Annotated in this window: 23 protein-coding genes; 8 read left to right on the top strand and 15 right to left on the bottom strand. The window is 42.8% G+C overall.

Annotated elements, in window-relative coordinates:
• Complete coding sequence (alr, locus tag DQ356_RS06430) at positions 1 to 1,164, top strand: alanine racemase (RefSeq protein WP_114303650.1); 1,164 nt, start codon at positions 1 to 3, stop codon at positions 1,162 to 1,164.
• Positions 1,165 to 1,470: 306 nt separating this feature from the next.
• Positions 1,471 to 3,564 carry a heavy metal translocating P-type ATPase gene (locus tag DQ356_RS06440; protein ID WP_114303652.1) on the top strand — a complete coding sequence of 698 codons (2,094 nt, stop codon included), beginning with the start codon at positions 1,471 to 1,473 and terminating at the stop codon, positions 3,562 to 3,564.
• A gap of 107 nt (positions 3,565 to 3,671) precedes the next feature.
• Here DQ356_RS06440 and DQ356_RS06445 read toward each other — a convergent pair whose 3' ends face one another.
• The 6 genes from DQ356_RS06445 to DQ356_RS06470 form a co-directional block, all read right to left on the bottom strand.
• Positions 3,672 to 5,711 (bottom strand): dipeptidyl-peptidase 3 family protein, encoded by a 2,040-nt coding sequence (locus tag DQ356_RS06445; RefSeq protein ID WP_114303653.1) that lies wholly within the window; start codon positions 5,709 to 5,711, stop codon positions 3,672 to 3,674.
• A gap of 152 nt (positions 5,712 to 5,863) precedes the next feature.
• Positions 5,864 to 6,160 carry a hypothetical protein gene (locus DQ356_RS06450; protein ID WP_114303654.1) on the bottom strand — a complete coding sequence of 99 codons (297 nt, stop codon included), beginning with the start codon at positions 6,158 to 6,160 and terminating at the stop codon, positions 5,864 to 5,866.
• Between the two features lie 37 nt (positions 6,161 to 6,197).
• Positions 6,198 to 6,905 (bottom strand): thioredoxin domain-containing protein, encoded by a 708-nt coding sequence (locus DQ356_RS06455; RefSeq protein ID WP_114303655.1) that lies wholly within the window; start codon positions 6,903 to 6,905, stop codon positions 6,198 to 6,200.
• 3 nt (positions 6,906 to 6,908) lie between these two features.
• Positions 6,909 to 7,205 carry a thioredoxin gene (gene trxA, locus DQ356_RS06460; protein WP_114303656.1) on the bottom strand — a complete coding sequence of 99 codons (297 nt, stop codon included), beginning with the start codon at positions 7,203 to 7,205 and terminating at the stop codon, positions 6,909 to 6,911.
• Positions 7,206 to 7,215: 10 nt separating this feature from the next.
• A complete protein-coding gene (locus tag DQ356_RS06465; RefSeq protein WP_114303657.1) occupies positions 7,216 to 7,461 on the bottom strand; it encodes a hypothetical protein in 246 nt (81 codons plus the stop codon).
• Between the two features lie 9 nt (positions 7,462 to 7,470).
• A complete protein-coding gene (locus DQ356_RS06470) occupies positions 7,471 to 8,862 on the bottom strand; it encodes an MBL fold metallo-hydrolase (RefSeq protein WP_114303658.1) in 1,392 nt (463 codons plus the stop codon).
• A gap of 250 nt (positions 8,863 to 9,112) precedes the next feature.
• Between DQ356_RS06470 and DQ356_RS06475 the strand changes: the two genes are divergently transcribed.
• The 3 genes from DQ356_RS06475 to DQ356_RS06485 all read left to right on the top strand — a co-directional run bounded on the left by DQ356_RS06475 (position 9,113) and on the right by DQ356_RS06485 (position 13,311).
• Positions 9,113 to 9,742 (top strand): Crp/Fnr family transcriptional regulator, encoded by a 630-nt coding sequence (locus DQ356_RS06475; RefSeq protein ID WP_114303659.1) that lies wholly within the window; start codon positions 9,113 to 9,115, stop codon positions 9,740 to 9,742.
• A 116-nt stretch (positions 9,743 to 9,858) separates the two neighbouring features.
• On the top strand, positions 9,859 to 10,734 hold the full coding sequence (locus DQ356_RS06480; RefSeq protein WP_114303660.1) for a TolC family protein: 876 nt from the start codon (positions 9,859 to 9,861) through the stop codon (positions 10,732 to 10,734).
• A 213-nt stretch (positions 10,735 to 10,947) separates the two neighbouring features.
• The gene (locus DQ356_RS06485; RefSeq protein ID WP_114303661.1) at positions 10,948 to 13,311 is read left to right on the top strand and encodes a hypothetical protein; all 2,364 of its coding nucleotides are present in this window, start codon (positions 10,948 to 10,950) and stop codon (positions 13,309 to 13,311) included.
• Positions 13,312 to 13,416: 105 nt separating this feature from the next.
• Here the strand turns inward: DQ356_RS06485 and DQ356_RS06490 are convergent, their stop codons facing one another.
• Positions 13,417 to 14,475 carry an ATP-grasp domain-containing protein gene (locus DQ356_RS06490; RefSeq protein WP_126723243.1) on the bottom strand — a complete coding sequence of 353 codons (1,059 nt, stop codon included), beginning with the start codon at positions 14,473 to 14,475 and terminating at the stop codon, positions 13,417 to 13,419.
• A gap of 554 nt (positions 14,476 to 15,029) precedes the next feature.
• Positions 15,030 to 16,247, bottom strand: a complete 1,218-nt coding sequence (gene pcaF / locus DQ356_RS06495; RefSeq protein WP_114303663.1) for a 3-oxoadipyl-CoA thiolase — start codon at positions 16,245 to 16,247, stop codon at positions 15,030 to 15,032.
• A gap of 211 nt (positions 16,248 to 16,458) precedes the next feature.
• Between pcaF and DQ356_RS06500 the strand changes: the two genes are divergently transcribed.
• Complete coding sequence (locus tag DQ356_RS06500) at positions 16,459 to 17,553, top strand: T9SS type A sorting domain-containing protein (protein ID WP_114303664.1); 1,095 nt, start codon at positions 16,459 to 16,461, stop codon at positions 17,551 to 17,553.
• 58 nt (positions 17,554 to 17,611) lie between these two features.
• Here the strand turns inward: DQ356_RS06500 and DQ356_RS06505 are convergent, their stop codons facing one another.
• The 3 genes from DQ356_RS06505 to ppk1 all read right to left on the bottom strand — a co-directional run bounded on the left by DQ356_RS06505 (position 17,612) and on the right by ppk1 (position 21,054).
• Positions 17,612 to 18,013 carry a hypothetical protein gene (locus DQ356_RS06505; RefSeq protein ID WP_114303665.1) on the bottom strand — a complete coding sequence of 134 codons (402 nt, stop codon included), beginning with the start codon at positions 18,011 to 18,013 and terminating at the stop codon, positions 17,612 to 17,614.
• The gene (locus DQ356_RS06510) at positions 18,010 to 18,900 is read right to left on the bottom strand and encodes a Ppx/GppA phosphatase family protein (RefSeq protein WP_114303666.1); all 891 of its coding nucleotides are present in this window, start codon (positions 18,898 to 18,900) and stop codon (positions 18,010 to 18,012) included. The genes DQ356_RS06505 and DQ356_RS06510 overlap by 4 nt, the downstream gene beginning before the upstream one ends.
• 87 nt (positions 18,901 to 18,987) lie before the next feature.
• Positions 18,988 to 21,054 (bottom strand): polyphosphate kinase 1, encoded by a 2,067-nt coding sequence (gene ppk1 / locus DQ356_RS06515; protein ID WP_114303667.1) that lies wholly within the window; start codon positions 21,052 to 21,054, stop codon positions 18,988 to 18,990.
• 117 nt (positions 21,055 to 21,171) lie between these two features.
• On the opposite strand from ppk1, the gene DQ356_RS06520 reads away from it, so the two are divergent.
• Both DQ356_RS06520 and DQ356_RS06525 read left to right on the top strand, forming a co-directional pair.
• Positions 21,172 to 21,777, top strand: coding sequence for a Crp/Fnr family transcriptional regulator (locus DQ356_RS06520; RefSeq protein ID WP_114303668.1), 606 nt, complete (start codon positions 21,172 to 21,174; stop codon positions 21,775 to 21,777).
• Between the two features lie 37 nt (positions 21,778 to 21,814).
• A complete protein-coding gene (locus DQ356_RS06525) occupies positions 21,815 to 23,035 on the top strand; it encodes a hypothetical protein (protein ID WP_126723244.1) in 1,221 nt (406 codons plus the stop codon).
• A 170-nt stretch (positions 23,036 to 23,205) separates the two neighbouring features.
• Here DQ356_RS06525 and DQ356_RS06530 read toward each other — a convergent pair whose 3' ends face one another.
• From DQ356_RS06530 to DQ356_RS06545, 4 genes are all read right to left on the bottom strand, one after another.
• Complete coding sequence (locus tag DQ356_RS06530; RefSeq protein WP_114303670.1) at positions 23,206 to 23,760, bottom strand: fasciclin domain-containing protein; 555 nt, start codon at positions 23,758 to 23,760, stop codon at positions 23,206 to 23,208.
• Positions 23,761 to 23,917: 157 nt separating this feature from the next.
• Positions 23,918 to 24,685, bottom strand: a complete 768-nt coding sequence (locus DQ356_RS06535; protein WP_114303671.1) for an ABC transporter permease subunit — start codon at positions 24,683 to 24,685, stop codon at positions 23,918 to 23,920.
• Positions 24,682 to 25,395, bottom strand: coding sequence for an ABC transporter ATP-binding protein (locus tag DQ356_RS06540; RefSeq protein ID WP_114303672.1), 714 nt, complete (start codon positions 25,393 to 25,395; stop codon positions 24,682 to 24,684). The genes DQ356_RS06535 and DQ356_RS06540 overlap by 4 nt, the downstream gene beginning before the upstream one ends.
• Before the next feature lie 34 nt (positions 25,396 to 25,429).
• Positions 25,430 to 26,656: a nitrous oxide reductase family maturation protein NosD gene (locus DQ356_RS06545; protein ID WP_114303673.1), complete on the bottom strand. Its 1,227-nt coding sequence runs from the start codon at positions 26,654 to 26,656 to the stop codon at positions 25,430 to 25,432.
• Positions 26,657 to 26,693 lie beyond the last annotated feature (37 nt).

The following is a 26,693-nucleotide window of genomic DNA, read 5'->3' on the forward strand; positions in this document are numbered from 1 at the left end:
ATGTTTGAAACCACCTCATTAACCATCAATAAAAGTGCTTACCAAAACAATTTGAAATTCATACGCCAACACATTGGTGAAAAGGTCAAATTTTGCAGTATTGTGAAAGGCAACGCCTACGGACACGGTATTGCTCCTTTCGTCGCCATGGCTGCGGACTGCGGTGTGGATTACTTTGGTGTTTATGCTGCAGATGAGGCCTTTGAAATTAAAAAAACACTCACAAAAAATGTATCCATTATGATTATGGGGATGGTGGCAGGTGAATCCTTACACTGGGCGATAGCGAATGAGGTGGAGTTTTTTGTTTTTGATATCGAAATCCTGGAGGCTGCTGTAGAAGTTGCACAATCACAGAATAAGAAATGCATTATTCATCTGGATATCGAAACGGGCATGAACCGAACGGGGATTGAGCGGAGTGATCTCAGAAAGGTGTGCAATTACGTAAAAGCTCATCAGGATCATATTTACCTGAAAGGGGTTTGTACGCATTATGCCGGTTCAGAAAGTTATGTCAACCATGAGCGTGTGCAGCAGCAGATCGTGAATTTCAATAAGGCGGTTGAGGAAATCTCATCTTACGGTTTAGATCCGGAATACATTCACAGTGCATGTTCGGCAGCGATGATGAATTATCCCGAAACGATGAGTAATATGGTGAGAGTGGGCATTATGCAGTATGGTTATTGGTCTAATAAAGAAACTTTGATCAGGTATAGTGATCAGGTTACAGAGGATTCCATTTTAGATACCAGTAAGGCACTGAGCCGGTTATTGGAATGGAAGACCACCGTAATGTCGGTTAAAAAGGTTGAAAAGGGAGAATTTATCGGGTATGGTAACAGTTATCAGGCATATAATGACATGACGATCGCGGTCATTCCGGTTGGTTATTCTTATGGGTATACGAGAGCTTTAAGCAATAAAGGAAAAGTATTAATTGGCGGAGAAGAAGCGCCCATTTGTGGAATCATCAATATGAATGCAATGTGTGTTGACATTACGCATATCCAAAATGTCCAAAAAGGAGACGAAGTTGTATTGATCGGGCATCAGGATGAGAAGGTGATCACCATTGCTTCTTTTTGTGAAATGAGCAATCTGATGAATTATGAATTGCTCACGAGAATACCACACAACATTCCAAGGACGGTGAAATAGGGAAGCGGTGGTCAGTGGTCGGCGAATTTGCAAATGAGTAAATAAGCAAATAAAATGAAAAAATAAGGATTTACCTTGGTGCCTCGGGACGATGAACCCATTTTCAATCTTTTTTGTTTTAATCTGCCTCCCTTATCAAGCACGCTCTTATCAATACCTCCTTCTTTGGCAGATTTTGTGTAGGTTAACATTCAGCGTTCCGGGCATTGTCTCCGGAATGGAGACAGAAAACATGAGCATCCTTCTGCCTCCTGCTACCAAGCCTATCCGGGATAGCCTGGTGAAAGACTTTATATTGATTGCAAGATGAAACACCAACATACGTACGATAAGCACGGGAAGCAGTTGTGCTGCACGGAAGAAAAGAAAATCAATGCGCTTGCCGACCAAAGGTTAAGAGCTACATTGGGCGATAAAGCCTGCTGTGCTGCAGATTCAGCGTTAGATCTTTCCGGCGGAAGACAGGCTGAAAAACACGGTCATCAGACCGTTGATGAACACAACGCTGATGATGGTCACGTGCATGATGCTGAAGGAAAGTCCGCTTTTCAGCTGTTTTTACCAGCAGGAATTTCATTCGTCATTTTGATGGCCGGCCTGATGATGGACTACCTGTTGTCGCAACCCTGGTTCACAGATTGGGTGCGGATCTTGTGGTATACCGCAGCCTATCTCCCCGTCGGATGGCCTGTGCTAAGAGAGGCGTTAGAGAGCATCATGAACAGAGATATTTTTTCTGAGTTCCTCTTAATGTCCATTGCTACCACAGGAGCCTTTGCTATTGGGGAATTTCCTGAAGGTGTGGCCGTAATGCTGTTTTACTCGGTCGGTGAAGTATTCCAGACTTTAGCTGTTCAGCGTGCGAAAGGTAATATTGCGAAACTTTTAGATCAGCGTCCGGACGAAGTGACTGTTCTGGTGGAAGGTCGCCCGCAGACCGTAAAAGCTGCAGAAGTGCCATTGCGGTCCGTTCTCCAGTTGAAACCCGGAGAAAAGCTGGCACTGGACGGAGTTCTGATTTCTGAAACGGCTTCATTCAACACATCAGCGCTGACCGGGGAAAGTAAACCGGATACCAAACAAAAAGGGGATACCGTACTGGCAGGCATGATTAATTTAAACACGGTAGCCCAGATTGAAGTGAACACGGAGTTTTTTGATTCCAAACTTTCAAAAATTCTCCAACTGGTGCAGAATGCCACTGCACAGAAAGCACCCACCGAGCTCTTCATCAGAAAATTTGCCCGGCTTTATACCCCTATAGTTGTCCTTCTTGCAGCGGCCATCTGCCTGCTGCCTTATTTTTTTGTGGATCAGTACATTTTCCAGGACTGGCTTTACCGGGCGCTGATATTTCTGGTAATCTCATGTCCCTGCGCTTTAGTGATCAGTATTCCGCTCGGATATTTTGGCGGTATCGGTGCGGCAAGTAAAAACGGTATTTTATTTAAAGGAAGCAACTATCTGGATGCTTTGGCAGTAGTTAAAAATGTGGTTGTGGATAAAACAGGAACCATGACGGAAGGTGTATTTAAAGTGCAGACGGTGAATATCAAACCTGATTTTGATAAAGACTTCATCCTGAAACTGATGAACGTCATTGAAAACTCTTCAACCCATCCGGTAGCCACAGCGATACATGATTACCTTGGAGAACCGGATCACACGATGATTATTGATCATATAGAAGAAATAGCCGGACATGGTCTGACGGGAACTTATAAGGGAAACAAATTACTTGTGGGAAATGTTAAACTTCTTGATAAATTTAATATAAAATACGATGTTAATCTTAATAAAATAGTAGAAACCGTTATCGCCATAGCGTATGAAGAAAAATTTGCGGGATATATTACCATTGCAGACCGGATTAAGGAGGACGCATTAGACACAGTAAAGAAACTGAAAAAATTAGGAGTCACTACCACTATGCTCAGCGGTGATAAATCAACCGTGGTAAAAGCGGTAGCGGCTGAATTAGGCATTGAGAATGCTTTCGGAGATTTGTTGCCGGAGGATAAGGTGAATAAAGTGGAGGAGATTAAGGCTCGAAACGAGTCGGTTGCTTTTGTTGGCGATGGCGTTAATGACGCACCGGTAGTTGCTTTAAGTGATGTCGGGATGGCCATGGGCGGGCTTGGAAGCGATGCTACCATTGAAACTGCAGATGTCGTCATTCAGGACGACAAACCTTCTAAAATCCCGATGGCCATTACCATCGGTAAGCAGACCAAAAAGATTGTGTGGCAGAATATTGCCTTAGCTTTCGGGGTGAAAGCCATCGTCCTGATTTTAGGAGCAGGAGGCTTAGCCACCATGTGGGAAGCGGTCTTTGCGGATGTTGGAGTGGCGCTGCTTGCCATTTTCAATGCCGTAAGGATTCAGAACATGAAATTTTAGCGTTACACATCCGTAATTTCATGCAACCCTTTTGCTTTTTTTAATTCCACCTTTGGCGTTTCAATAAAGAAGAAACCGCCTCAATTTTCATTGAGACGGCTTTCTTATTAATTCTGATCCGGCAGGAATCCGTATTCTAGGGAATAGCGAAGCATCTGCTCCGCAAAGGTCTGCGGATATTTTAAAACGTAATCGGTGACTTTTCCGGCAGCATTCTTTACAGGCGTAATATAGGGATTCACAAAACCGCGGTACGGAGCCTCCTTATATTGGGCATTCCGCGCCAGCACTTCGGTGTGCATCGCCTGATCTACTTTCACGCCGTAATTCTCGACCAGCTTTTGGGCGGCGTTATAATCGCCTTCCGATTTAATACGCTGGGTTTCGCGCAGCAACTGGCCGAAGAGGTCGTGCAGCTTGTCGTAATCGGTAATGTTGAAATAAGTTTTCCCGTTGCGGACCACCTTCTCAATGACATTGTCCTTTTTTCCTTGTTCAAAGACCCAGGCGCTGACCCACTGTCGGTTCCGCATGTGTGATTCTTCGATATCGGCTCCGGGTTCCAGCCTCACCAGCTGCATCATAAGTCCGTTGCGGATGTAATTGTCGTATGCAGTTTTTCCTACACCTTTCCAGTCATCAGTCAGCCCCAGTTCCTGAATTTTCGCATTGTAGAGAAAGTAAAGCCCCACAAGATCCGCACGGCCTTCCTCCAATGTGGAAGCATAGCTTTTCAATGTTTCTTTTGGTGTCCCGACTCCGGGATTGATCTGTCCTGATGCGTGTCCCACCACTTCATGCAGTGCAGTGTGCAGTTTGCTCGCCAGCTCACCATATTTCTGTGCGAGGCGGAGTTCTTCGTCGTCATGGACGAATTCCTTAAGGCGTCCAGAACCGGCTGCTTTGTCATAGGCATCGATGATATTCCCCAGCGAAATAGATTTTGAGCCGTGTTCCGCCCGAATCCAGTCTGCATTAGGAAGGTTGACACCAATCGGTGTGCTTGGGGAGGCATCTCCGGATTCAGCAGCAACGATGACGGTTTTATAGCTGATTCCCACAACATTCTTTTTTTTATGTTGCGGCAGAAGGGGCGTATTGTCTTCAAACCACTGAGCCTCTTTTGAAAGAACTTCCATCTTTTTGGACATATCGAAGTCTTTAATCTGCACGATGTTTTCATAGGAACCTTTGTGTCCCAGCGGATCGCTGTATACTTCAATGAAACCATTGATGTAATCAATATTGCCTTCAGTGGCATCCACCCACGCGACGTTATAATCGTCCCATAATTTAAGGTCGCCGGTTTTATAGTATTGGATAAGTAGCGCCAATGCGTTCGCCTGTTTCTGGTTTTCAGTTACCGTACGTGCTTTCTCCAGCCAGAAAGTAATCTGGTCAATGGCCGCCCCGTACATGCCGCCGCTCTTCCAGACTTTTTCTTTCAGCTTGCCGTTTTCTTTCACCAGTTTGGAGTTCAACCCGGTAGAAAGCGGACGCTTTGGATCCGGACTTTTCATGTTGGCATAAAACCGTTCGGCTTCGTCCGCCGTCACACCTTCGCCGTAAAAATTAACAGCCGAACCTTCCACCAGCCCCTTATTCAGATCAAGGTTGACCTTTTTATTGTCTTTATCATTAAAGAGAATGTCCGCTACAACAGTGTTCAAAGGAGTGTTGGTCTCTTTTAAAAGCTGGTTAAAATAAGCTCTGGAGAATGCCGGCTTCATTTTGTCGTTGGAATAGTGATGGTGAATGCCGTTAGCAAACCAAATCCTTTTGAGGTAAATCTCGAAATTCTTCCAGTCTTCCGTGGTTTTGTTTCCCTTGTAATTCTGATAAATATGCTCAAGGGCACGGCGGATGGTCAGGTTGTTTTTATAATTTTGATCCCAGATGATATCTCGGCCTGCATAGCCGGCCTGGCTCAGGTAGTAAACATATTCTTTCTCTTTTAGAGTCAGGTCGTTCCAGCCGGGCACGTCGTAGCGCAGCACCTCAATGTCGGCAAAACGGTCGATGCTGTTTTGTCCCTTCGTCGCCGTTTGTTCCTGCGGAGTAGTTCCTGCGGTCGTGTTTTGTTGTGTTGTGCACGAAAACATCAGCATGGCAGCTACTGTAAGAAGCGTAATTTTGGTTCTTTTCATATTGGAATTATTTGATTAAGAATAGGTAAATGTAAACTATTTTAGTGCTACGCTGCAACAGTCCGTTTTCAGTGGAGTCTCGCTGTTTCCGATGGTTAGATATTTTATTGTTGAGGTTCTCGACGTTCCCGAGCCCTCGAAGAAACATTTTTTTATTCCGGTCCTAAAAGAAAGAGAAAATCTGTTTCTGTACAATCGTAATCTTCCTGCCCGAAAACAGAGCGAACCGAAGCGGATTTTATGTTTATTATTCTTCGTTCAAGGAAAGAAACTTCCTCGCCCTTAGGGATTTTGATATCACTGGCTGCAGTTTCGGTTTTTTTACATTGGAATTCATAATTTCGGTCGAAATAATCTGGCCCATGAATCAGGCTTTTGCGTCGAGACTTACCATCAGCAGGGCGAAGAATGCAAAAAGTATCGCAGTGCTCCAGTTTTTCCTGAACCATATTTTAATTTTCTCCATTTTAAAGTATTGTTGATAGGTTATTTCAGGAGCTGTTTCCGCACTTCGGCTTCTTCTACAAAGCCAAGGCTCTCCCAAATGATTTCGTTGTTTCTGTATAATTTAAGAACCGGCAGGGCAGAAACGTTCATCGCTTTGCACAGTTCTGTATTGTCATCGGCATTTACCCTTACAATTTTAACTTTCTCAGGCATTTCTGCGGCTATTTTGCTCAGGTAAGGTTCCATTTTTTTACAAGGCGCACACCAGTCAGCATAAAAATCGACAAGTACCAAACGGTCGCTTTTCAGCTCCTCGTTGTATTGCTGTAAACTCATGCCTTGCGTAGCTGCTGTGGATTTTAACTCGGGCAGGTTTTTGCTGCGCCATTCCATCATGCCTCTTTTCATCTCATAGATTTCACTGTAGCCCATTTCCTTCAGCTTTTCTGCTGCGGCTTCACTTCGGGGCCCACTGAGGCAGTACAAAAAGACAGGTTTTGCCGAATCTAGAGTGGCTGCTTTCTCTGCGAAATCATCAGCATTCCAGTCGATGTTTACCGCGTTCTGAAGGTGCCCTTTTTTATATTCGTTAAGGGTTCTTACATCCACCACTTGGGCATTAGGAGTTTTTTTCAGTTTTTCTGAAAACTCGGTGGCAGAAAGTGATGTTGTGCTTGCGGTGTTCTGGGCTTTGCTGCAGCTGATCATGACCAGAGCGAAAAGAGCGATGATGATGCTTTTGTACATATTTTAACTGTTTTCTTTGATTAAACGTTCCAGTTCTTCGGCGGGAAAAACCCCCGACTGTTTCCATTTTATTTCTCCGTTTTTAAAGATCATGAGCGTAGGAACGCTTCTGATTCCGTATTTTGCTGCAACGCCCGGGTTTTTATCGATATCTATTTTAATGATGGTAGCCTGGTCGTTTACCCGTTTTTTAAGGTCTTCCAGAATGGGTGCCTGCATTTTGCACGGGCCGCACCATTCCGCAAAAAAGTCGACCAAAACAGGTTTGTCCTGACTGATAAGTTCCTGAAATTTTGACATGTTTTTTACTTTATTTTGATTGTACTTCTTCGAATTCTACTTCATCCGTATCCGAGCCGGATGATTTATTGTCCGTTACGGCACAGTTCCCGCCCGCACAACAGCCGATGTTCAGCAGCGGCATGATGATCATTGCCGCAGCAAATACCGTCATGAACCAATTGCCGGTCCTGATGGCTTCTGTCATCAGGAAAAGGCCTAATGCCAGACGGAGGATGCGGAAGATATTCCAGTTTGTGGTGATATTCTGAATCATTTTTGGATTTTAAGATATTACGGGATTTTCTTTTTCGCGCCATTCCTTCATCCCACCGGAATAGTTTTTTACATTATTGAACCCGTTTCTTCTGAGCACGGAGTAGGCAATCGCAGAGCGGTCGCCGCTTTGGCAGTGAATAACCACCTGTCTTTCTTTGCTTATTTTATCAAGGTTTTGAGGAAGTGTTCCCACAAAAATATTTTCCGCGCCTTCTATATGACCCTGTTCATATTCGGTTTTTCCTCTTACATCTACGATCTGCACTTCTTCTCTGCCAATATAGGTTTTAAATTCTTCGATATCGATAACGTCGGCTTTCTGGAGTTCAATGCCCGGTAAATTGACGTCGGAAATAAATCCGGCAATCCTGTCGAGACCGATGCGCATGAGTTTTCTGGTGATTTCATCCATTTCTTCTTCGGGAGCTACGATTATGAAATCTTCATCATAATTCAGCAGCCAGCCCGCCCATGTACTTAGGGTTTTGTTGTTCTGGATGTTGATGCTTCCGGGAATAAATCCTTTGGCGAACTCCACTTTATTGCGTGTATCGATCACTTTTATTCCGTCAGTATATTTTTGAAGAAATTCTGTTTCGGACAGTTTCGGATGTTTCGGAACTTCAGTCAGTAAAGGGCGGTCTACTTTATTGAGCTTTTTCATCATGGCAAAATACTTCGGTGGTTCCGGCTGACCTTCCAGCAGGTATTCCACAAAACCATCCTCATCATTTTCGAAGCGGAATGCCCAGTTTCTGATTTTCTCATAGCCTACGGTAGAACTTGGAACGGAGCCCAGCGCTTTTCCACAGGCAGATCCCGCACCATGACCCGGCCACACCTGAAGGTGTGGAGGCAGTTTTGAAAAATCCTGTACCGACCGGTACATTTCTTGAGCACCTTTTTCCTGGGTTCCGGTGATTCCGGCAGCTTTTTCAAGCAGATCCGGCCGGCCGATATCGCCAACAAACACAAAGTCTCCGGTGAAAATCATTACGGGTTCATCTGTTGCAGGATGATCGGTGAGCAGGAAACTAATACTTTCCGGGGTGTGTCCCGGTGTATGGATTACTTCCAGTGTCAGGTTTCCGACTTTAATTTTATCGCCGTGTTTCAAACTTTCGTGGGGAAATTCGTATTGCCAGTCCACGCCGCCCTCATCGGAAAGATACAGTTGTGCTCCTGTAATTTCTGCCAGTTCACGTGAACCCGAAAGAAAATCGGCGTGAATATGCGTTTCGGTAATATGGGTTATGGTAAGGTTATTTTCTTTAGCGATCTCCAGATAGGTATCCACATCACGCTTTGCGTCGATTACAATCGCTTCACCTTTTGCCTGACAGCCGATTAAATAGCTGCCCTGTGCTAAACTTGTATCATAAATGTGTTTAAAGAACATTGTAAATATTTTTTAATGGTTGGTATTTGTGTTTTTCAAAGGTATCAAATCCGATACCTTATTTTTTTAGATGGAAAATAAGGCTTAAATAGTATTCACCATGATGAAAATTTCGATAACAGTGCATTTTGTTATCCTCTTTTGCAAAGTTATTCTAACAGAATTTAGCAAAAGGTAACATTGGTTACTTAAAAAGGTTGGCATCGCCTGATAACAGATAAAGAGCGGCAGAATTTTGTAATTTTGTAAAATGGAAATCACTGATTCAATTAAAGACCTTTTCGAGCCAGAACTGATGGAAGAGATCCTTGCCGTCGGTAAAAAGAAAACAGCCAAAGAAGGGGAGGTGATCATCAACATCGGTCAGCGTTTGCTCTTCATGCCCATTGTACTTCAGGGAACCGTGAAAGTTTCCATGATGCAGCCCGACGGACGCGAACTGCTGATGTATTATCTAAGTGCCAGCGAAGGCTGCGCCATGTCGTTCACCTGCTGTATGCAGGAAGCCAAAAGCGAAATAATGGCCATCGCCGAAGAAGACGTGGAAATGTGGATGATTCCGGTAGAGTACATGGATTCCTGGATGCATAAATATCCCAGCTGGAAAAGTTTCGTGATGCGCACCATGCAAAACCGCTTTTACGAGATGCTGAGAGCACTGGACATGGTGGTTTTCAACGGTCTTGATGTACGACTCGCCAATTATCTCAGAGAAAAATCAAAGATCACGGGAAAAACTGTACTGAATGTCTCCCACGAAGAAATAGCCAACGATTTGGCCAGTTCGCGCGTTGTAATCAGCCGGCTTCTTAAAAAATTGGAGAACGATGGTAAGGTGCTGCTTTACCGCAACCAGATTAAGTTGCTGAAGGATTTTTAAGAAATTTAATATAGAAAACAGTACACACGGCCTTGCGGCCGTGTTTTTTTGTATGTAACTCAGGTTACGTTCTCTGCTCCGAATAGCAGGTACATTTGCACAAAATTATACGGAACATGAGAAAACTATTGATTACTGCATTTGCAATGTTCTTGAGTACAGTCCTTTGGGCTCAGGAAACAGTGCAGGTTTCCAGACAGGATCTGGAAGAGAAGATTGAGCGTAACAACCTTCAGCTTAAAATTGCGTCTGCAGAAGTACATTCTGCCGAGGCCGATCTGCTAATGTCCCGCGCGATGCATTTGCCTAACATAAAAGCCAGCTATACGGGGATTTCTACCAATAATCCGCTGATGGCCTTTGGCTCCAAACTCAATCAGGAAAGAGTGACGATGGAGGATTTTAATCCCGCCAACCTCAACAATCCTAAGAATATTTTCAATTTCGCCACCAAACTCGAAGTGCAGCAACCCATTTACAATAAAGATGCGGTGTATATGAAGAAAGCCGGAGAAGTAAAGGTTGAAGTTCTGAAACTGAAACAGGAGCGCTCCCGCGAATACCTGAAATTTGAATTGAACAAAGCCTACATGCAGCTTCAGATGGCTTATAAAAATGTGGAAGTGCTGGAAGGCGCGAGAAACACTGTTCTGGCCAATAAAAAAGTTATTGAAAATTACTTTAAAAACGGCATGATTCAGAAATCTGATGTACTGGATATGAATGTCCGTGTGGCAGAAATCGACAGCCAGATCCGTTTTGCAAATTCGAATGTGCAGAACGCCTCAGACTATCTTTTTTATCTGCTGGATGAATCTCCCGAAAATAAAGTGATGAAACCTTCCGAAACCCTCGAAGGATCAGATGTTCGTTTTACCCCGGCTCTAAAAGGGAGAGAAAATCTGACCCTTTACAATCATCATCTTCGCCAATCTGGAATTTGGGTTAGTCTGCAATTCATTGCATTGTCGCAGCGATGCTTTAATGGATAGAGTAGTTCAGTTTCTTATTAGTAGTTTCTAATAAAACGCGGTTTGAAGTCTCGGTCCGAACTCTCAAGACATGCTGTCCGAAGTATGGGAATTTCGACCAATCTAAACCATGCTGTTAAAGATCTTAAGCAATTTGATTCCCTGTTACTGATTTGTGTTGTGTAGATAAAAAAATTAATCTACTTTTAAATCATAATTCAATTCTAAACTACTATGACCAAACTCTGTACCTTTTTCTTCCTGATATGCACACTTGCTGTGGGCGCTCAGGACAAGCTCGATAAAGCAATCGATTTACTGGAAAACAATTACAGTCAGGAAAAAATACACTTGCTTACAGACAAAGAGAAATACATCTCCGGTGATCAGATCTGGTTTAAAGCGTTCGCCTTTGACGGATACCGAAGAAGCGAAATTTCGGGCACCGTGTATGTAGAATTATACGACCGTAATAAAAAACTGATTGATTCCCGAACAGTACCCCTGTCGGAAGGGGAAGGTCATGGTTCTCTGAAACTGACACCCGATCTCAGTGAGGATATATACTATCTGCGTGCTGTAACACCGTATATGAGTAATTTTCCACGGAATTTTGACTTTGTAAAAATGATACCGGTGTATAACCCCGCATCTGAAAGTAAGCTGGTACCCATTGAGGACAACAGTTGGAACATAACGGCGGTTCCGGAAGGTTTTAAACTGATTCAGAATAGGGAAACAAAAGTGGCTGTAAGACTGCATTCTAACGGAAATCCTCCGGCGAAGTGGGAGGGATACTTAACGGATACTTCTGATCCGCAGACGAAAATTGTAAGATTTAACGCAATGGACGCTAATGTGGGCTCTTTTACTTTCACCCCGAAAGCGAATGCCCATTACAGGGTACACGTACAGGATAACACGGGCAAATCTAAAGAAATTTCCTTGCCCCTCGTAGCCCCGGCTGGTGTACATTTAAAAGTAAAACATCAGCAGGATGGCATCGGATACACATTATCTGCAGTGGGTATGCCTCCGGGATTGATGAATTATAAAGTCGTCGGCACGATCGGTAACAGGCTTGCTTACAGGGCGAATATTTTAAAGCCAAGCCAGGTGGTTAACGCAACCATTCCTTCTAAAATCAACGAAGGTCAGGCGGGGGTTCTACAAATCTCGGTTTTTAATGAGAATGACATTGTAGTAGCGCAAAGATTGGTTTTTATTAACTCGAAACGTTCCGGCATCAACACCTCATTAGTTAAGCCGGCTACTTTAAAAACAGGTGCACGGGAAAGAAACAGCGTGGAGCTTAATTTTGCCGGTAGTGCCACGGTAGTAGTAAAAAGTGCCACCGCCGCAAATGACGAACCGGAAGACGATTTACTGAGTGCATTATGGCTTACGGGCGATATAAAAACACCTGTTCACCGTCCCGCTCAGTATTTTGGTGCTGGAGCCAATGATGAAGCGCTGGATGCCTTATTGATGTCAGAAAAATGGACTTTTTTCAACTGGGATTCATTGTTGATGGGGCAGGTGCCTAAACAATCGGGGCCAATGCACCGTTTTCTTTCCTACGAGGGCAGACTGGCCCTGAACAGCAGGCCTATTCCTAATCAGAGAGTAATGCTGATGACCCGGGCTGAAGAGGGACTTGCATTTACCCCACTAACCACGGATAAAGAAGGTAAAATTTATCTTAACAATGTTTATATTGATGAAACACTGGACATCAGCTTTTTTCTTGATGGACAGAATAAAGAGGAACGCACGCCGCAAAACCTGACTCTGAGTTTCCGGATGCTGAAACCGGGTCTCTATACCGGCGGCTTACCGCCGGCGCAATTCCGTCTTGTGCCGCGAACGCCCGGTGAGCAGGTAAGCCCGGAACTCGCGCTGGCAGTAGCACAGCAGCAAAATGAAGACCTTCTCTACAAAGATGCCCAGCTGATTGAAGAAGTAAAGTTGAGGGCGCAAAAGAAGGATATGACAAAAAAATTGGATAAAGAACTCTCATCCGGAATGTTCAGGGCCGGCAGTTCGACTGTTTTTGATTTCGTAAATGACGATCAGAACGTCGGCGCAGCAGGCAATATTTTGGACTGGCTGCAGGGACGTGCGTCGGGTTTAATTATTGAAAGAAATCAGGGAGTGTCTTATCCTGTGATTAGAGGCAGACCCGCAAGAATATTTCTGGACGAATTCCCCTCTGATGCCGATGTTATAGCATCATTGCCCGTCAGTTCTATTGCGATGGTGAAGGTACAGAGGACAGGAACTTATGGAGGTGAAGCCATATTAATTTACACCAAGCGCGGATATATGGGCGGTAGCGGTGCACGAGGCGCCGGGCCCAATAAAACACTGTTAACCGGTTATGATTTGCCTGCAACACCGGATGTAATAAATCTTACAACCTCCAGACAGACCGGTCTTATAAGAGATACGCGCGGAGTCTTATATTGGAATCCACAACATACCGGCAGCCCGCTAGAGTTTTTAAACAGTGATGTTGCATCTTCATTCCGTATTATGGTCATAGGATTTGACGGGAAGGGTAATCTTCATTATTATGATAGAATTCACGGCAGATAATTGAATCACATGAATAGCTGTTCGATTGTTATCCTTGCATGATTAACTCCTGCGGTCTCGTACACGACCGCGAAATGTGTAATCTGCAATCCAGGTTACCGTTTTTCAAAAATCCGGAAACATCGCATCCAGTTTCCGTAATAAGGCGAAATGCCTTCGACATCGGATCATTATCTTCCAGCCTTTTTGAAAACTGTCATATTCAGCGCCTAGCCGGTAATTCCGGCGTGCAACCCGGAAAAGAATATTCCAGTGATGCGCGAGAATCAGGCAAGCTTTGGCAAAGGTGTTGCCGTTGCCGTAGACATGATGAGGTTCCGCACCGCATCCATTGTACTCGATAATGGAAAAGTTTTTACCTGCTTTCATATCTTCTAGGGAAGCACATTTGATATCGTATCGTCCGTAATACAGTGTATCTGAATAGGAACTGAGCTCATCAAACAATTTCAGCAACCGCTCATCTTTCTCACTTTCCAGACTCACTAGCGAGCAGCCCCGGCTCAGGTTGAGGGCATTGCTCAAGCGAAAAGCCTCACCTTTTGCTAAAACAACGTTCAGCTTATCAGCATGTTTGGTGCGCATTTCGTCCAGGCGGAAACAAACGCGCGGACTGGCCGCCATTAACTCCCCGATCGTGGACTCGCCGTTGCCTTTAATCTCCGGAAATTCCTTGCGGATAAATCCTGTGATGGTACCGCTTTTTTCACCCGGGAAACGGTAATAAAAGACACTGACCTCCAGTGGATAGTCAACGAATTCTTGCACGATATAATCTACCGGCATAAATTCGTGATAGGCTTTCAGTGCTTCAGGTGTGCGGATGATGCGAAACATCAACCCCATTCTTCCTACGTCAGGTTTCACCACAAAAGGGTAGGTATAATGACTGTTCACCATCTGCTCGACTTCTGCAAAGGGTTGGCCGGCTTTGATCAGCTTGGTTTTCGGATAACTTCCCGGCGGAAGATGTTCATAAATGGACATTTTGGTCACACCTTCGAAGCCGCCAAAAACCAGTTTGGAATTGGAAGGTGTAAAAAACCAGAACGACCGCGCACGGATGCAGTTCCACATCCACACAGGCAGTATAGGCACATACTTAATCCGCCAGTCCCAGCTTTCCCAATGGCTGATCTTATAAAAGAGGTTGTTCAGTCGCATATTTTTGCCACTCCGGCTCTTGCTGTAAGACTGCATCGCTTTTTTTAAACTGCTGCGATAGAGCACGAAGTCGGGTATGGCTAATGTAAGGTTTTTCAGGAAAACGCGGTTCGTTCTCAGGAGGTTTAAATTCTTTTTGAACTTACCAAAAATCCTACGGATCAATCAGCGTTAAACGAAATGGTCAATTAGACTGATGAAATGGCTCCTCATGCGCAGGGAAATCACTCTGCCAGCTTTAGGAATGGTTCAGCAACCTTTAGAGATGGTTCCGAAACTGTAAGAAATGGCTCCGCAACTGTAAGAAATGGCTCCGCAACTATTAGAAATGGTTCCGCAACTGTTAGAAATCCCATTCATTTCTGCAAGGGATTATTCAGTTGTTAATTCGATTACTGATCAAATTATAATTAAATAAAGATGAATAGGTGAACCCCGAAAACAGTAAGCGGCAATGCGGAAAGAATCATCACGAAACCCGCTGTTTGAAGTTCACGGAGTTTGCCCCTCTTCATCTTTTAAACCATTATTCCCTAAACGATGAATCAATCAATTTATCTTTCAACATTTTCAAGAATAACCGCATAGCCTTGTCCGACACCAACACACATGGTGGCCAATGCATACTTTTTGCCGGTTTTCTGAAGTTCCAATGCCGCAGAATAGGTAATTCGGGTACCGCTCATTCCCAGTGGATGTCCCAACGCAATGGCACCGCCGTTCACATTCACCCGCGAGTCGTCCGATGAAAGTCCCAACTCTTTCAGGCAAGCGATACTTTGTGCTGCGAAAGCTTCATTCAGCTCGATAATGTCGATATCTTCCAGCGTAAGCTGTGCTCTTTTCAAGGCGAGTCTTGTAGCTTCCACGGGCCCGATTCCCATAATGCCGGGTTCGGTTCCCGTAACGGCTGAAGTGACAATTCTGGCCATGGGTTTCAGGTTATATTCGCGAACGGCTTCATCGGAAGCAATCAGCACTGCGGCTGCGCCGTCATTTAACCCTGAAGCATTTCCAGCGGTGACGGTGCCATTTTCTTGTACAAAAGCCGGCCTTAGTTTTCCTAAAATTTCCATGCTGGATGTTGGTTTTATAAACTCATCCTGCTGAACGGTCTTAGGTTCCCCTTTTCTTTGGGGAATGGTTACCGGTGAAATTTCCTCAGCCAGTCTTCCGCTGTCCTGTGCCTTCTTGGCTTTCATTTGAGAATGAAGCGCGAAAGAATCCTGTTCTTCTCTGGAAATCTGATATTTTTCGGCGAGGTTTTCAGCGGTTTTCCCCATGGCTTCAGTTCCGTAGAGTTTTTCCATTTCCGGATTGATAAAGCGCCATCCGAAACTGCTGTCATACATTTTCTGATCGGTGGCAAATCCGCCTTCACTTTTGGAAATAACATAAGGCCCGCGCGACATTCCTTCCACACCACCGGCAATGAAAAGATCGCCTTCATTGGATTTTATGGCTCTTGCTGCCTGAACAATCGCACTCATTCCGGAAGCACAAAGCCTGTTGACGGTTTCTCCCGGAACCGTCACCGGAAGTCCGGCGAGTAACAAGGCCATTCGTGCCACATTACGGTTGTCTTCCCCGGCCTGATTGGCACAGCCGATAATGACATCATCAATTTGGTTTAAAGGTAAATCAGGGTTTTTGGAAATAAGATTCCGGATCACCGTAGCCAGAAGATCGTCTGTTCTTACTGCGGCCAGGCTTCCTTTAAAATTTCCGATTGCCGTACGGGTTCCGTCGATAATATAGGCGTTTTTGCTCATGAAAAATGGAGTTGTTTGAAGCCCAAAAGGTACGGAATTTTTTAGTAAAATATTCCGTCGGTTCGGTAATCAAAGGGATTTTGAAGTGTGGTAATCCAAATAAAGTGAAAGACCACAAACAAAAAGTCTGTTATACAATAAGTATTATATTTCTAATTGTTAGTGAGATAGGTTTTTTTTGATATCTTTATATCACTAAATAATATATTTTATGAAAACAAACTACTTTTTATTTTTCCTGATGGCCCTGTTCGCCGGTAATGTATCGGCACAGGAAAGCATCTTAGTGATTAATTCCGGTACAAAACAAATTGCGCAACTGAACGCGGTTGATGGAACAGTAATGAATCCGGCTTTTATTGACATGTCAACGGTTTCCTCCGGAACGATTAAAGGCATTGCTCAGGTCGGAGACAAGATCTGGATTTCAGATCAGACTCAGGATAAAATCCACATCTACAATCTGGATGGGACTTTTTCATCTGTGATTACGGGCGGACTGGATAACCTTCGGGGTTTGAATGTGGTGAATAATGAAGTGTGGGTAACCAACGCCGGAAGCGGTAACAGTGCTACGGCCAATTCTATTGCACGGTTCTCTACTGCCGGAACATTCTTAGGTTTTTATCCTTCTATTACTTCGCCATTTGATGTACTGGACAGCAAGAATGGATTTGTTTACATCAGTTCTCTCAGTAACAATGGTATTCAGAAAATGGATTATACCGGAAATGTCACCGGAAATTTTGTCGCACCCGGCTTTTTTCAAAATACCCAACAGATCAACTTAAACAATGCCGGGAATATGATTGTAGCGGTGTTCCAGAATCATTCCGGGGGTAATAACGCAGGGATTTATGTTTTATCGATTACGGATGCGAGTATTTTAAATTACTGGCCGGTAACCGCAGGGCAACTGAGAGGTACTATTCAGACGGGCAATGGAAATTATTTATACAGCACCGGATCGGGGGTGTTCTCTATTGATGCCGCTACGGGAACAGTATCCTCTGTTGCCAGCGGGGCTTACCAGTACTTTACTAAAATTAATACCGCTGCCATGGGCACTTCAGAGGCAAAATCTACTGATGTTAAGCTATATCCAAATCCGGTGAGTGACCGCCTTTATATTACTTCACAGAAAAAAATTAAAGACGTGATGGTCTATTCTGCAGACGGTAAACTGCTAAAAAAGCTGTCTGAAGTAAAAACAGACCTTCTGGTTTCAGATTTACCACCAGGAACTTACTTTATGATGATGACCATTGATAACACTCAGAAATCAGTCAAGTTTATAAAGAAATAAAGAACGAAAAAAGCCTCTTCAGTGAAAAGAGGCTTTTTGATGGTTTTATTTACTGTATTTATTCAGATTTCTTTCCTGCATTTCTTCCGGCTTCCAGAATAGGAAGGTTTCCTTCGGTGGGAATATAAATGACAGTTTTATCGTTCAGATCGTTTTGCTGCCTTACCCAAAGATACTGAATGTATTTCTCCGAAAGTGCGCCGTTTTCAATTTTGATGGCTTCAGCAGCACCTTTCGCCCGTTCTACTTCCGCCTGTGCGTTCAGTTTCTCGGCTTCCAGATTAGCTTTGGCTTCCTCTATTTTAATGCGTCGGTTTTGTTCTGCTTTTGCAAACTCTGCTTTTCCCTCCATTTCCTGAGACCACACTCTGTATTCGGGGTATCCCCATAAAATGATGGTGAGTGCTACCATTGCCATAACGCCTAAAACAACCAGCCCGGTAATACTAAAATTTTTCATACTTTATTTTTATTATTGAGTTTATTGTAAATGCTGTGAACCAGCCCGTCTGCCACTGAAATTTTCGGAACCAGAATGTGAGAAATGTCTGCCCACGTCATTATTTTCGTATAAATTTCCAGCGCCGGAACCAACACATCAGCCCGGTCTTCCCGCAACTGATAGTGGTGCATTCTTTCTGTTACGGTCATTTGAGAAAGGTCGTGATGGTATTTTTTCAGAGCGTTCAGGGAGATGGTTTTTCCTTCTTTGGTTTTGCTCATGGAAGCGATTTTGTTAATATTTCCTCCGGATCCGATTCCTATGATGTTCTTTTTGTCGATGTTTTCTTTTATTTCCGATTTTAAAAGGCTCCACTGTTCCTCTGATACAAGATCTTTCAAAAGCCTGATGGTTCCGATGTTGAAGGAATGTTTGTACTTCATTTTTTCTTTTTCAAAATACATCAGTTCTGTAGATCCGCCGCCGACATCAATGTAAAGGTATCCGAAATTTTCATCCAGGGTTTCAGCAATCTGGTTTTCGAAAATCAGTGCGGCTTCCTCATCACCAGTAATGATTTCTATTGAAATTCCAGAGGTATCTTTTACTTTTTGCCGTATTTCGGCTCCATTGGAAGCATCACGCATTGCACTCGTAGCACAGGCACGGTAATGTTCCACTTTGTACATATCCATCAGGTCTGAAAAGATTTTCATGGTGCGAATCATCATGTCCTCTCTCTCTTCGCGGATTTCGCCAAAACTGAAAACATCCATTCCCAGCCGTAGCGGAACGCGCAGCAGGTTGAGTTTGGTGAATTCCGGCTTGCCGTTTTTGCAATGGGTCACTTCATTGATCAGAAGCCGCGCTGCGTTACTTCCTATGTCGATGGCTGCTATTCTCATTGTTGTATTTCGCAGCCTAATTTATTTTTGTTGCTTTTTTTCGGCTGTGGTTTCAAAAATACAAAATTATTCGGTGTTCGGAAGAAGTCAGCTTTTCGTTTTATCGTTCAGATAATGGTAAATTTCAATCTGGGAACGGATTTCTTTTTCCCCTTTTTTTACGTATTTATTCTTCATTTTATTGTCCAGAACCCGCGCTTTCACATTATCCTGAAGCTGAATATTCAGAATATCAATTAATTCCTGTTTGAGATCCCGCTGTTGGATTTTCACGGCAGCTTCTATGCGATAATCCAGATTTCGGGTCATCCAGTCGGCGGAGGAAATGTAAACATCTTCGGCACCTTTATTATAAAAATACATGATGCGGGAATGCTCCAGATATTCATCCACAATACTGATGGCATGGAATGGTTTTTTGAATCTCTTCTTGTTGACAGCGCAGAAAATACCTCTCACAATCAGCTTTACGGAAACACCTGCTTCAGCGGCTTCATACAGTTTGATGATCAATCCACGGTCGCTCAGCGAGTTGGCCTTGATGATCATTTCCGCTTTTCTGCCGGCTTTGGCTTCTGCAATTTCAAAATCAACCTGAGCTTCTATTTTCTCCCGCATGAATTTAGGACACACCACAAGATTTTTTATGTTTTTCAGTGCTTCTTCCGGTGGTAGTTTTGGTTTTTCAAAATAATGGAAGATTTTATTAATGTCTGCCATAATGGTTCTGTTGGCCGTCATCAGCAGATTGTCACTGTATATTTTTGCGGTTTTCTCGTTAAAGTTTCCGGTACTTACAAAACCGTACTGCAGGGTTTTGCCGTGCGTTCTCTTCTTAATAATGCAAAGCTTGGCGTGAACTTTCCTGTTCGGAATTCCCGTCAGAACCAGTATTCCTTCGTCTTCCAGGCGTTCTTTCCATTTCAGGTTATTTTCCTCGTCAAACCTGGCTCGAAGTTCCAGCAGTACAGTAACCTTCTTGCCGTTTCGTGCTGCATTCACCAGCGCATTGGCTATTTTTGAATTGTTAGCCAAACGATAAGCGGTGAGTTTTATTGTTTTTACATCAGGATCCATCGCGGCTTCACGCAGAAGATCAATGATGGGGATAAAACTGTGATAGGGAAAAGTAAATAAAATGTCTTTTTTCAGAACTGCATCGGTCACGCGCTGGCCTTCGCTGAAATTGGGATGGATAAAAGGAACTCTTTCTTCAGGTTTTTTCTGTGCCGGAAATACATCCGGAAAATCCATGAAATGTTTAAAATTATGAATTCTCTGCCCCGGAATAATACTGTCGCGTGCGGTGAGATTCAGTTTTCGGATGAGAAATTCCAGCAGGGAAGGATCCATATCTTTGTCGAAAACAAAACGGGTGGGTTTTCCTTTTCGGCGGCTTTTGACGGCTTTTTCTATTTTTTCCGCCAGCGTTGTCCGGATGTCGTTGTCCAGATCAAATTCTGCATCTTTGGTCACTTTGAAACAGTGCGCCTGAAATTCATCATATCCGAAATATGAAAATATATGCGGAAGATTGGCCATGATAACATCTTCCAGAAGAATGACATTTTTTTCTCCGTTGGAGGAAGGCAAGAGAACGAATCTTCCCATCGTTCGGGACGGCACTTCAATCATGGCAAAGGCAGCGTGGTGATTCCATTTCTTTTTTCGCATCGCAATCCCGATATAGAGGCTTTTATCTCTCATATAAGGCATCGGCGTATTGTCATGTAGCAGGATGGGGATGATGCTGCTTTCTACTTCTTCATCGAAATGCTGAACGACAAATTTTTTCTGTGCTTCGGTCAGATCCTGATGGGTTTTAATAAAAACCTGATCTGCTTCCATTTCCTTTTGAATTTCTTTCCATGTTCGGTTGAAATCATGCTGCTGTTGTAAAACAATATCATTGATTTGTTCCAAGATTCTTGATGGTGGCCGAAAAAACGATTCATTCAGATATTTATCTTTGAAATCCATCGCACGCTTTAATCCCGCTACACGAACGCGGAAAAATTCATCCAGATTATTGGAGAAAATTCCGAGGAACCTGATCCTGAGCGGAAGAGGAACAGACGGATCCATCGCTTCCTGAAGAACCCGTTCATTGAAAGACAGCCAGGTGATATCCCGGGGATTGAACTGATGAGGCATTATATTGTGAATTTCCTCAAAAATAATGAATTTGACACGGGTTTCAATATTAAATTTTTTGACAATTTTTCTGTTCTATACTTTAAAGATTTACTATATTTGAAAAAACTCATGTGAATGGCGTTCCAGTTTGATGATGAAACGATAAAAGCTACGAAGGCAGAGGTAAAGAGGCATAATAAAGGCGATATGATTATGACCGAAGGAGATACCTCTCAGCACTTTTTCTATCTGAAAGAAGGCGAATTGGATGTATTCAACTTTACGGAAGAAGGAAAAGAGTTTTTGCAGCATAAGGTACAGCCAGGGAATTTTTTTGGCGAACCTGCGGTGTTGCTTCAGCAGCCTTTTCCCGGAAATGTAGAGGTGTACTCCGAAAAAGCGGAAATTGTCAAAATAAAGCGCGAAGATTTCATACAATTTGCCTTATTGCACCCACAAAAGCTTTTAGAATTCACCTGTTCTGTGGCACAAAAGTCACTAAGGAAAAGCCTTTCTCTTAAAAATATTGTCTTTCTGAATCCCGAGGAACGGGTTTTTCAACAGATTCTGGATTATAAAAAGGAAAAAGGAAAATCTAAAGACGAAAAAATCTTTATCCACCTTACACGGAAAGAATTGTCAAATATGACGGGGCTTCGCATTGAAACCATCATCCGTACGGTGAAAAAAATGGAAAAAGAAGGAAAACTGGAAATCATCAGCGGAAAGATTTTCATTTAAATATCATCCTTATCTCCGCTATTAATTTATTTTTATTATGAAGAATACAGCATATTGGTTAAAGCTTTCTCTGATAAATTTTTTAATTGTTGCCGTCTTAGGGGTTTTAATGCGTTATAAAATAGCTTATTCTTTTCCTTTTGTCGACCAAAAGCATGTACAGGAAGCGCATTCGCATTTCGCTTTCTACGGCTGGATTGCACAAATTATTTATGTTTTCATCATTCGTTATCTTCAGGGTTTTGTGGAAGAACAGCGGCTTAAAAAATATCACTATTTACTGATCATCAATATGATTTCCGCGTATGCCATGATTCCTTCATTTCTGTACAGCGGTTATTACTGGGCTTCTATCGCGGCTTCCACTGCAGCGTTACTGGTAAGTTTTGTGTTTGGCTATTTTCTGATGAGAGACCTGAAACCTGTTCGTGACGTTTCAAAACCTTGGTTTCTGGCAGGTTTATTCTTCGCGGTGATTTCTTCGGCAGGCGTTTTTATGCTGAGTTATATGATGATGTCCGGTAATGTAAATCAGGATCTTTATTTAGGTTCTACCTATTATTATCTTCATTTTCAGTACAACGGGTTTTTCATGTTTGCCTGCATTGGATTGCTGCTGAATACTTTAAAAAATATAGGTGGTACCATTCCGGTTTTGGAAAACAGGCGGATGTTCTGGCTCATGTTTTCGGGTTGTGTTATAGGATACGGTTTATCAGTACTGTGGTTCAAAATGCCGGTTTGGCTTTTCGTCCTTATTGTCATCGGAACGATAGCGCAAACCATTGCCTCGGTGCAGCTTTTTCAGATTGTCCGCAGAAATTGGGGTCAGCTGAGGGTTCATTTTTCTGCTTTACAGCGGTTTACATTGTTGTATGTAGGATTTGCATTTTTCGTCAAAATAGCGCTTCAATTGGGATCCAATATTCCTGCGGTCAGCCAGTTTGCCTTCGGATTCAGAAATGTGGTGATTGCTTATCTCCATCTTATTCTATTGATGTGTATTTCAGTTTTCCTGGTTCATCAGATTCTTGCTTCCAAGATCTTCAAACTGAATACGATGGTGCTGAACAGCTTCAAAATCCTGTTATTAGGTATTTTTCTGAATGAAGCCGTACTCGGATTAATGGGTATTTTCTCTATCAAATACATTGCATTGCCTTATACTGCCCAGACTTTATTAGCCGTTTCTGTCCTTATGATGCTGGCAATTATGATGATGGTACTGACGTTGAAGAAGGCAGATAAAGTGGAGTAGAGATTGGGCTTTTCAGGTCTGAAGAATCACTATTAACATTGGCAAAGTTTTTACACATTTCCTTGCTGTGCAACTCTCTTGATTTTGAGTCGTTTCAGTATTAAAAAATCCTTCCGAAAAAGTCTGGAAGGATTCAAAAACATTAAACAAATTAACTATCGCCAGTGGAGTTATTCAGGAAGAATAACACCGTCCACCACATGTACAATTCCATTGGAAGCTGGTACGGATGCAATAATATTCACCGTTCCGTTCACGGTAGGCTTGCCGTCCACCATTTTAATTGTGATATTTTTTCCGTCTACCATACCGAGATTTTGCCCGTCAGAAAACTGATCAGTTTTGATAACACCTACATACGTATGATGCCCCAGAATGTCATTTAATTTTCCGTTGTTTTCAGGCTTTAGCAAATCCTCTACGGTGCCTGCAGGAAGTTTGTCGAAAGCGGCATTTACCGGCGCAAAAACCGTAAAAGGTCCTGCGTTGCTAAGGGAAGTAGCCAAGCCAGCCGACTGAACCGCTTTTACAAGCGTTGAAAGATCTTCATTGGAAGCGGCAAGTTTTACAATGTCCGGTGTGCTTTCGTTGTCGAGAACGCCTTCCTGGCCTACGGTCTGTGTTTCTGTAACTTCAGCGTTTGAAGTAGTAGCCACAGTTTCATTTTTCTTGCATGAAATGAGAACCAGTGTGGCCAATCCGAGAATAAAAAAAGATTTTTTCATAGTACCTATATTTTTAAAATTCTTTCGGTATTGTATAGGAGAACAGCTTTTTAACTGAAGATAAAATTACAACGAAAAACCAAACAAATTTATGACTGGAATCATGTTTTTGTTATTGATTTCGTGAGTTTTATCATCTTTTTATAATAATCAGAATTTACAGATTTTTCTTGTTAAATTTGATCAAAGACCAAACAAAAGGAACAATAGCCCAGGCTGAAAGAATCACCAGCGAAATTCCCATTCCTCCACCGGATCCGAAAACCTGTTGAAACACTGCACCGGCATATCCTAACATCGCAGCAACATCCAGTTGCAGTAAGACGAATATTCTGGAAAGCCCAATAGGGTTGATGGCGGTTAATGTCGCCATGATGCCTTCAATAGGGTAGTCAGCAAACTGGAATATCAAAACCAGCAGAATTCCGTCGTAAATAATGGCAAAGAAAATCCAGAGAAAAATAGCGATTCCGATTCCTTTGGCTCTGTCGCGGCTGAAAATGGCCGCCAGCATCGCCAGTGATGTAAAAATAACCGAGAGAAAACATCCCGTGATAATGAGCGACATTCCTGTTTCTATAGATGAATACAGCAAAATCGGAATTCCACAACCCAAAAGAAAAGCCAGAACGAGCGCCGTGGAAAGTCCCAGAAAAATATTGAACCACACTTTGCTTCTGGGAACCGGCTGGCTGAGCAGCAACTCTACAAACTGGCTACTATTGTACACATAAATCGTAGAAAATATAACACTCATCAGAGGTACCACGAGTAGAACAATATTCAGTAAACTGAGGGTGGCTTTGGTGAAATTACTTTCCAGACCTAGTACAGACCAGGAAATAATGAAAAGCAGAACCGTGTACAGGATAATGGTTTTGTTTTTCAAAATATCAAATAAGATAAAACGTGCAATCTTGTTCATTTCTTCATTTCTTTTAATATAGCAACAATTCCTTCAGAGATTTTTCCGGTGTTGGTTTCTTTTTTCAGGTCGTCTACAGACTGGTGAACGATCACTTTCCCTTCATTCATAAACACAATTTCACTGATGATGTCATCCAGTTCACTCAATAGATGGGAGGTGATGATGACGAGTTTGCCTTTATTTTTTTCCTTTATAATTTTATTTTTGAGGATTTCGGAAGCCAGCGGATCTAGGCCGGCAGTGGGTTCATCCAAAATAATCGTAGTCGGATTGAACATAAAAGCCAGCACGGCGCTCACCTTCTGAGTAGTTCCTCCGGAGAGTGTGCTCATTTTTTTATCATAAATCTTTTCCAGTTCGAAAGCTTCCAGCAACTCTGTATCCACCTCGGTATTGTGATTTTTCCGGATATTGCGGATCATTTTGATGGTTTCTTCAATGGTCATGTTTTCGGGATAACGGCCTATCTGTGGCATATATCCGATGGTTTCCCGATATTTATAATGGTCTTTTACGCTTTCGTTATTAACGGTAATATCCCCGGTTTCCAACACGTTCAGTCCTAGAATACACTTGATGAGAGTCGTTTTTCCACAGCCATTCGGACCAATCAGCGCAATGGAATGTCCTTTTTGGAAACTGAGGTTTACATCGTTCAGCGCAGTAAATTTGTTGAATTTTTTAGTGAGATTTTTTATTTCTATCATGATAATTTGTTTGAAAGATGAAGCGTAAGCTCCATTACCTCTCTACGGGTTTCATTAAGGGTTCGCGGTCTACAAAACTTTCCGGAGTAAGACTGGGAAGAATTTTTTCAGACTTATCCAGTAAATCCACAAAAAAAGTTCTGAAAAGCAGCATCACAGCAGGATTACGCTCCACCAGAACAGAGTACAGACTTAACGGGTGAAAAGGCACATCTCCAATTTTGTCTTTATCCAGGTCATATCCTGCATATTTGTCCCAGTAATTCTGCTTGAAATCGTTCATCACCGTACTTCCGTTGGTGCTTACATCAAAAGTATTGTTGATAAAGTTATTGCTAAACAATCGGTTTTCCATACAGTTGGAATTTAATTTTAAAGCCCATCCATTGTCTTCAAAATGATTGTTGTAGAAGTCGATTTTAGTAGCGCCGTCCGCAAAGATTGCCGTCGTATTATTCTCAAAAGTGTTGCCTTTTATTCTACTGTAGGAAATTTCTTTCAGCAGCAGGCCGAATACGCTGTCTCCCCAGTTATTGATGAACCGGTTGTTGTACATGCTCACATTCATGGCATACATCACGGCTACTCCCGCTCCGTTCTTATCGAATACATTGCCGGTGTACACACTGTCATCAGAAAACATAAAATGAAGTCCGTACCGAAGGTTGTTGCGGGAAAGATTCTTGAAAATAAAACATCTCTTATTTTTTTCCAGATAAATTCCGTCTTTATGCCCGCTGATATAATTGTTTTTGACCCAGATTTCAGAACTTCCCAAAAGATGAATGCCGTCACCGATATTTTCTTGCGAAGTTCCTCTGTTGGTGGTTATTTTATTATTTTGAATCAGGCATCTGTAGCCTCTCTGAACGTAGATTCCGAAGTAATTGTTTTCAAAAATATTATCTTCAATGACTGAATTGCTGCTGGTGTAAATGTGTACCGCGGAAATACTTTTAATTTCGTCTCTTCCCGAATTGATGAGTTTGAATCCTTTCAGGGTAATGCGGTCGGCTTTAAAAGTGATGATTTCACTCTTCAGTTCGCCGTCTATCACAGGCCTTCCGATGCCGATGAGTGTGAGAGATTTTTCCAGATGGATGGGGCCTTCCCTGTAAATTCCTTTTTCTACTAGAATGCTGTCGCCGCTTTTGGCAGCCGCGACAGCTTGTTTTATAGTTCTGTATTGTTCGTTTTTACCAACTTTTAAGGTATTTGAAAATGCTAAAATTGGTAAAAATAAAAGCAGAAGTTTATACATTTTATTTCTTTTCTTTCCGTATCAAATGGAATAGTGG

The organism is Chryseobacterium lacus (assembly GCF_003336205.1).
Lineage (GTDB): Bacteria > Bacteroidota > Bacteroidia > Flavobacteriales > Weeksellaceae > Chryseobacterium_A > Chryseobacterium_A lacus.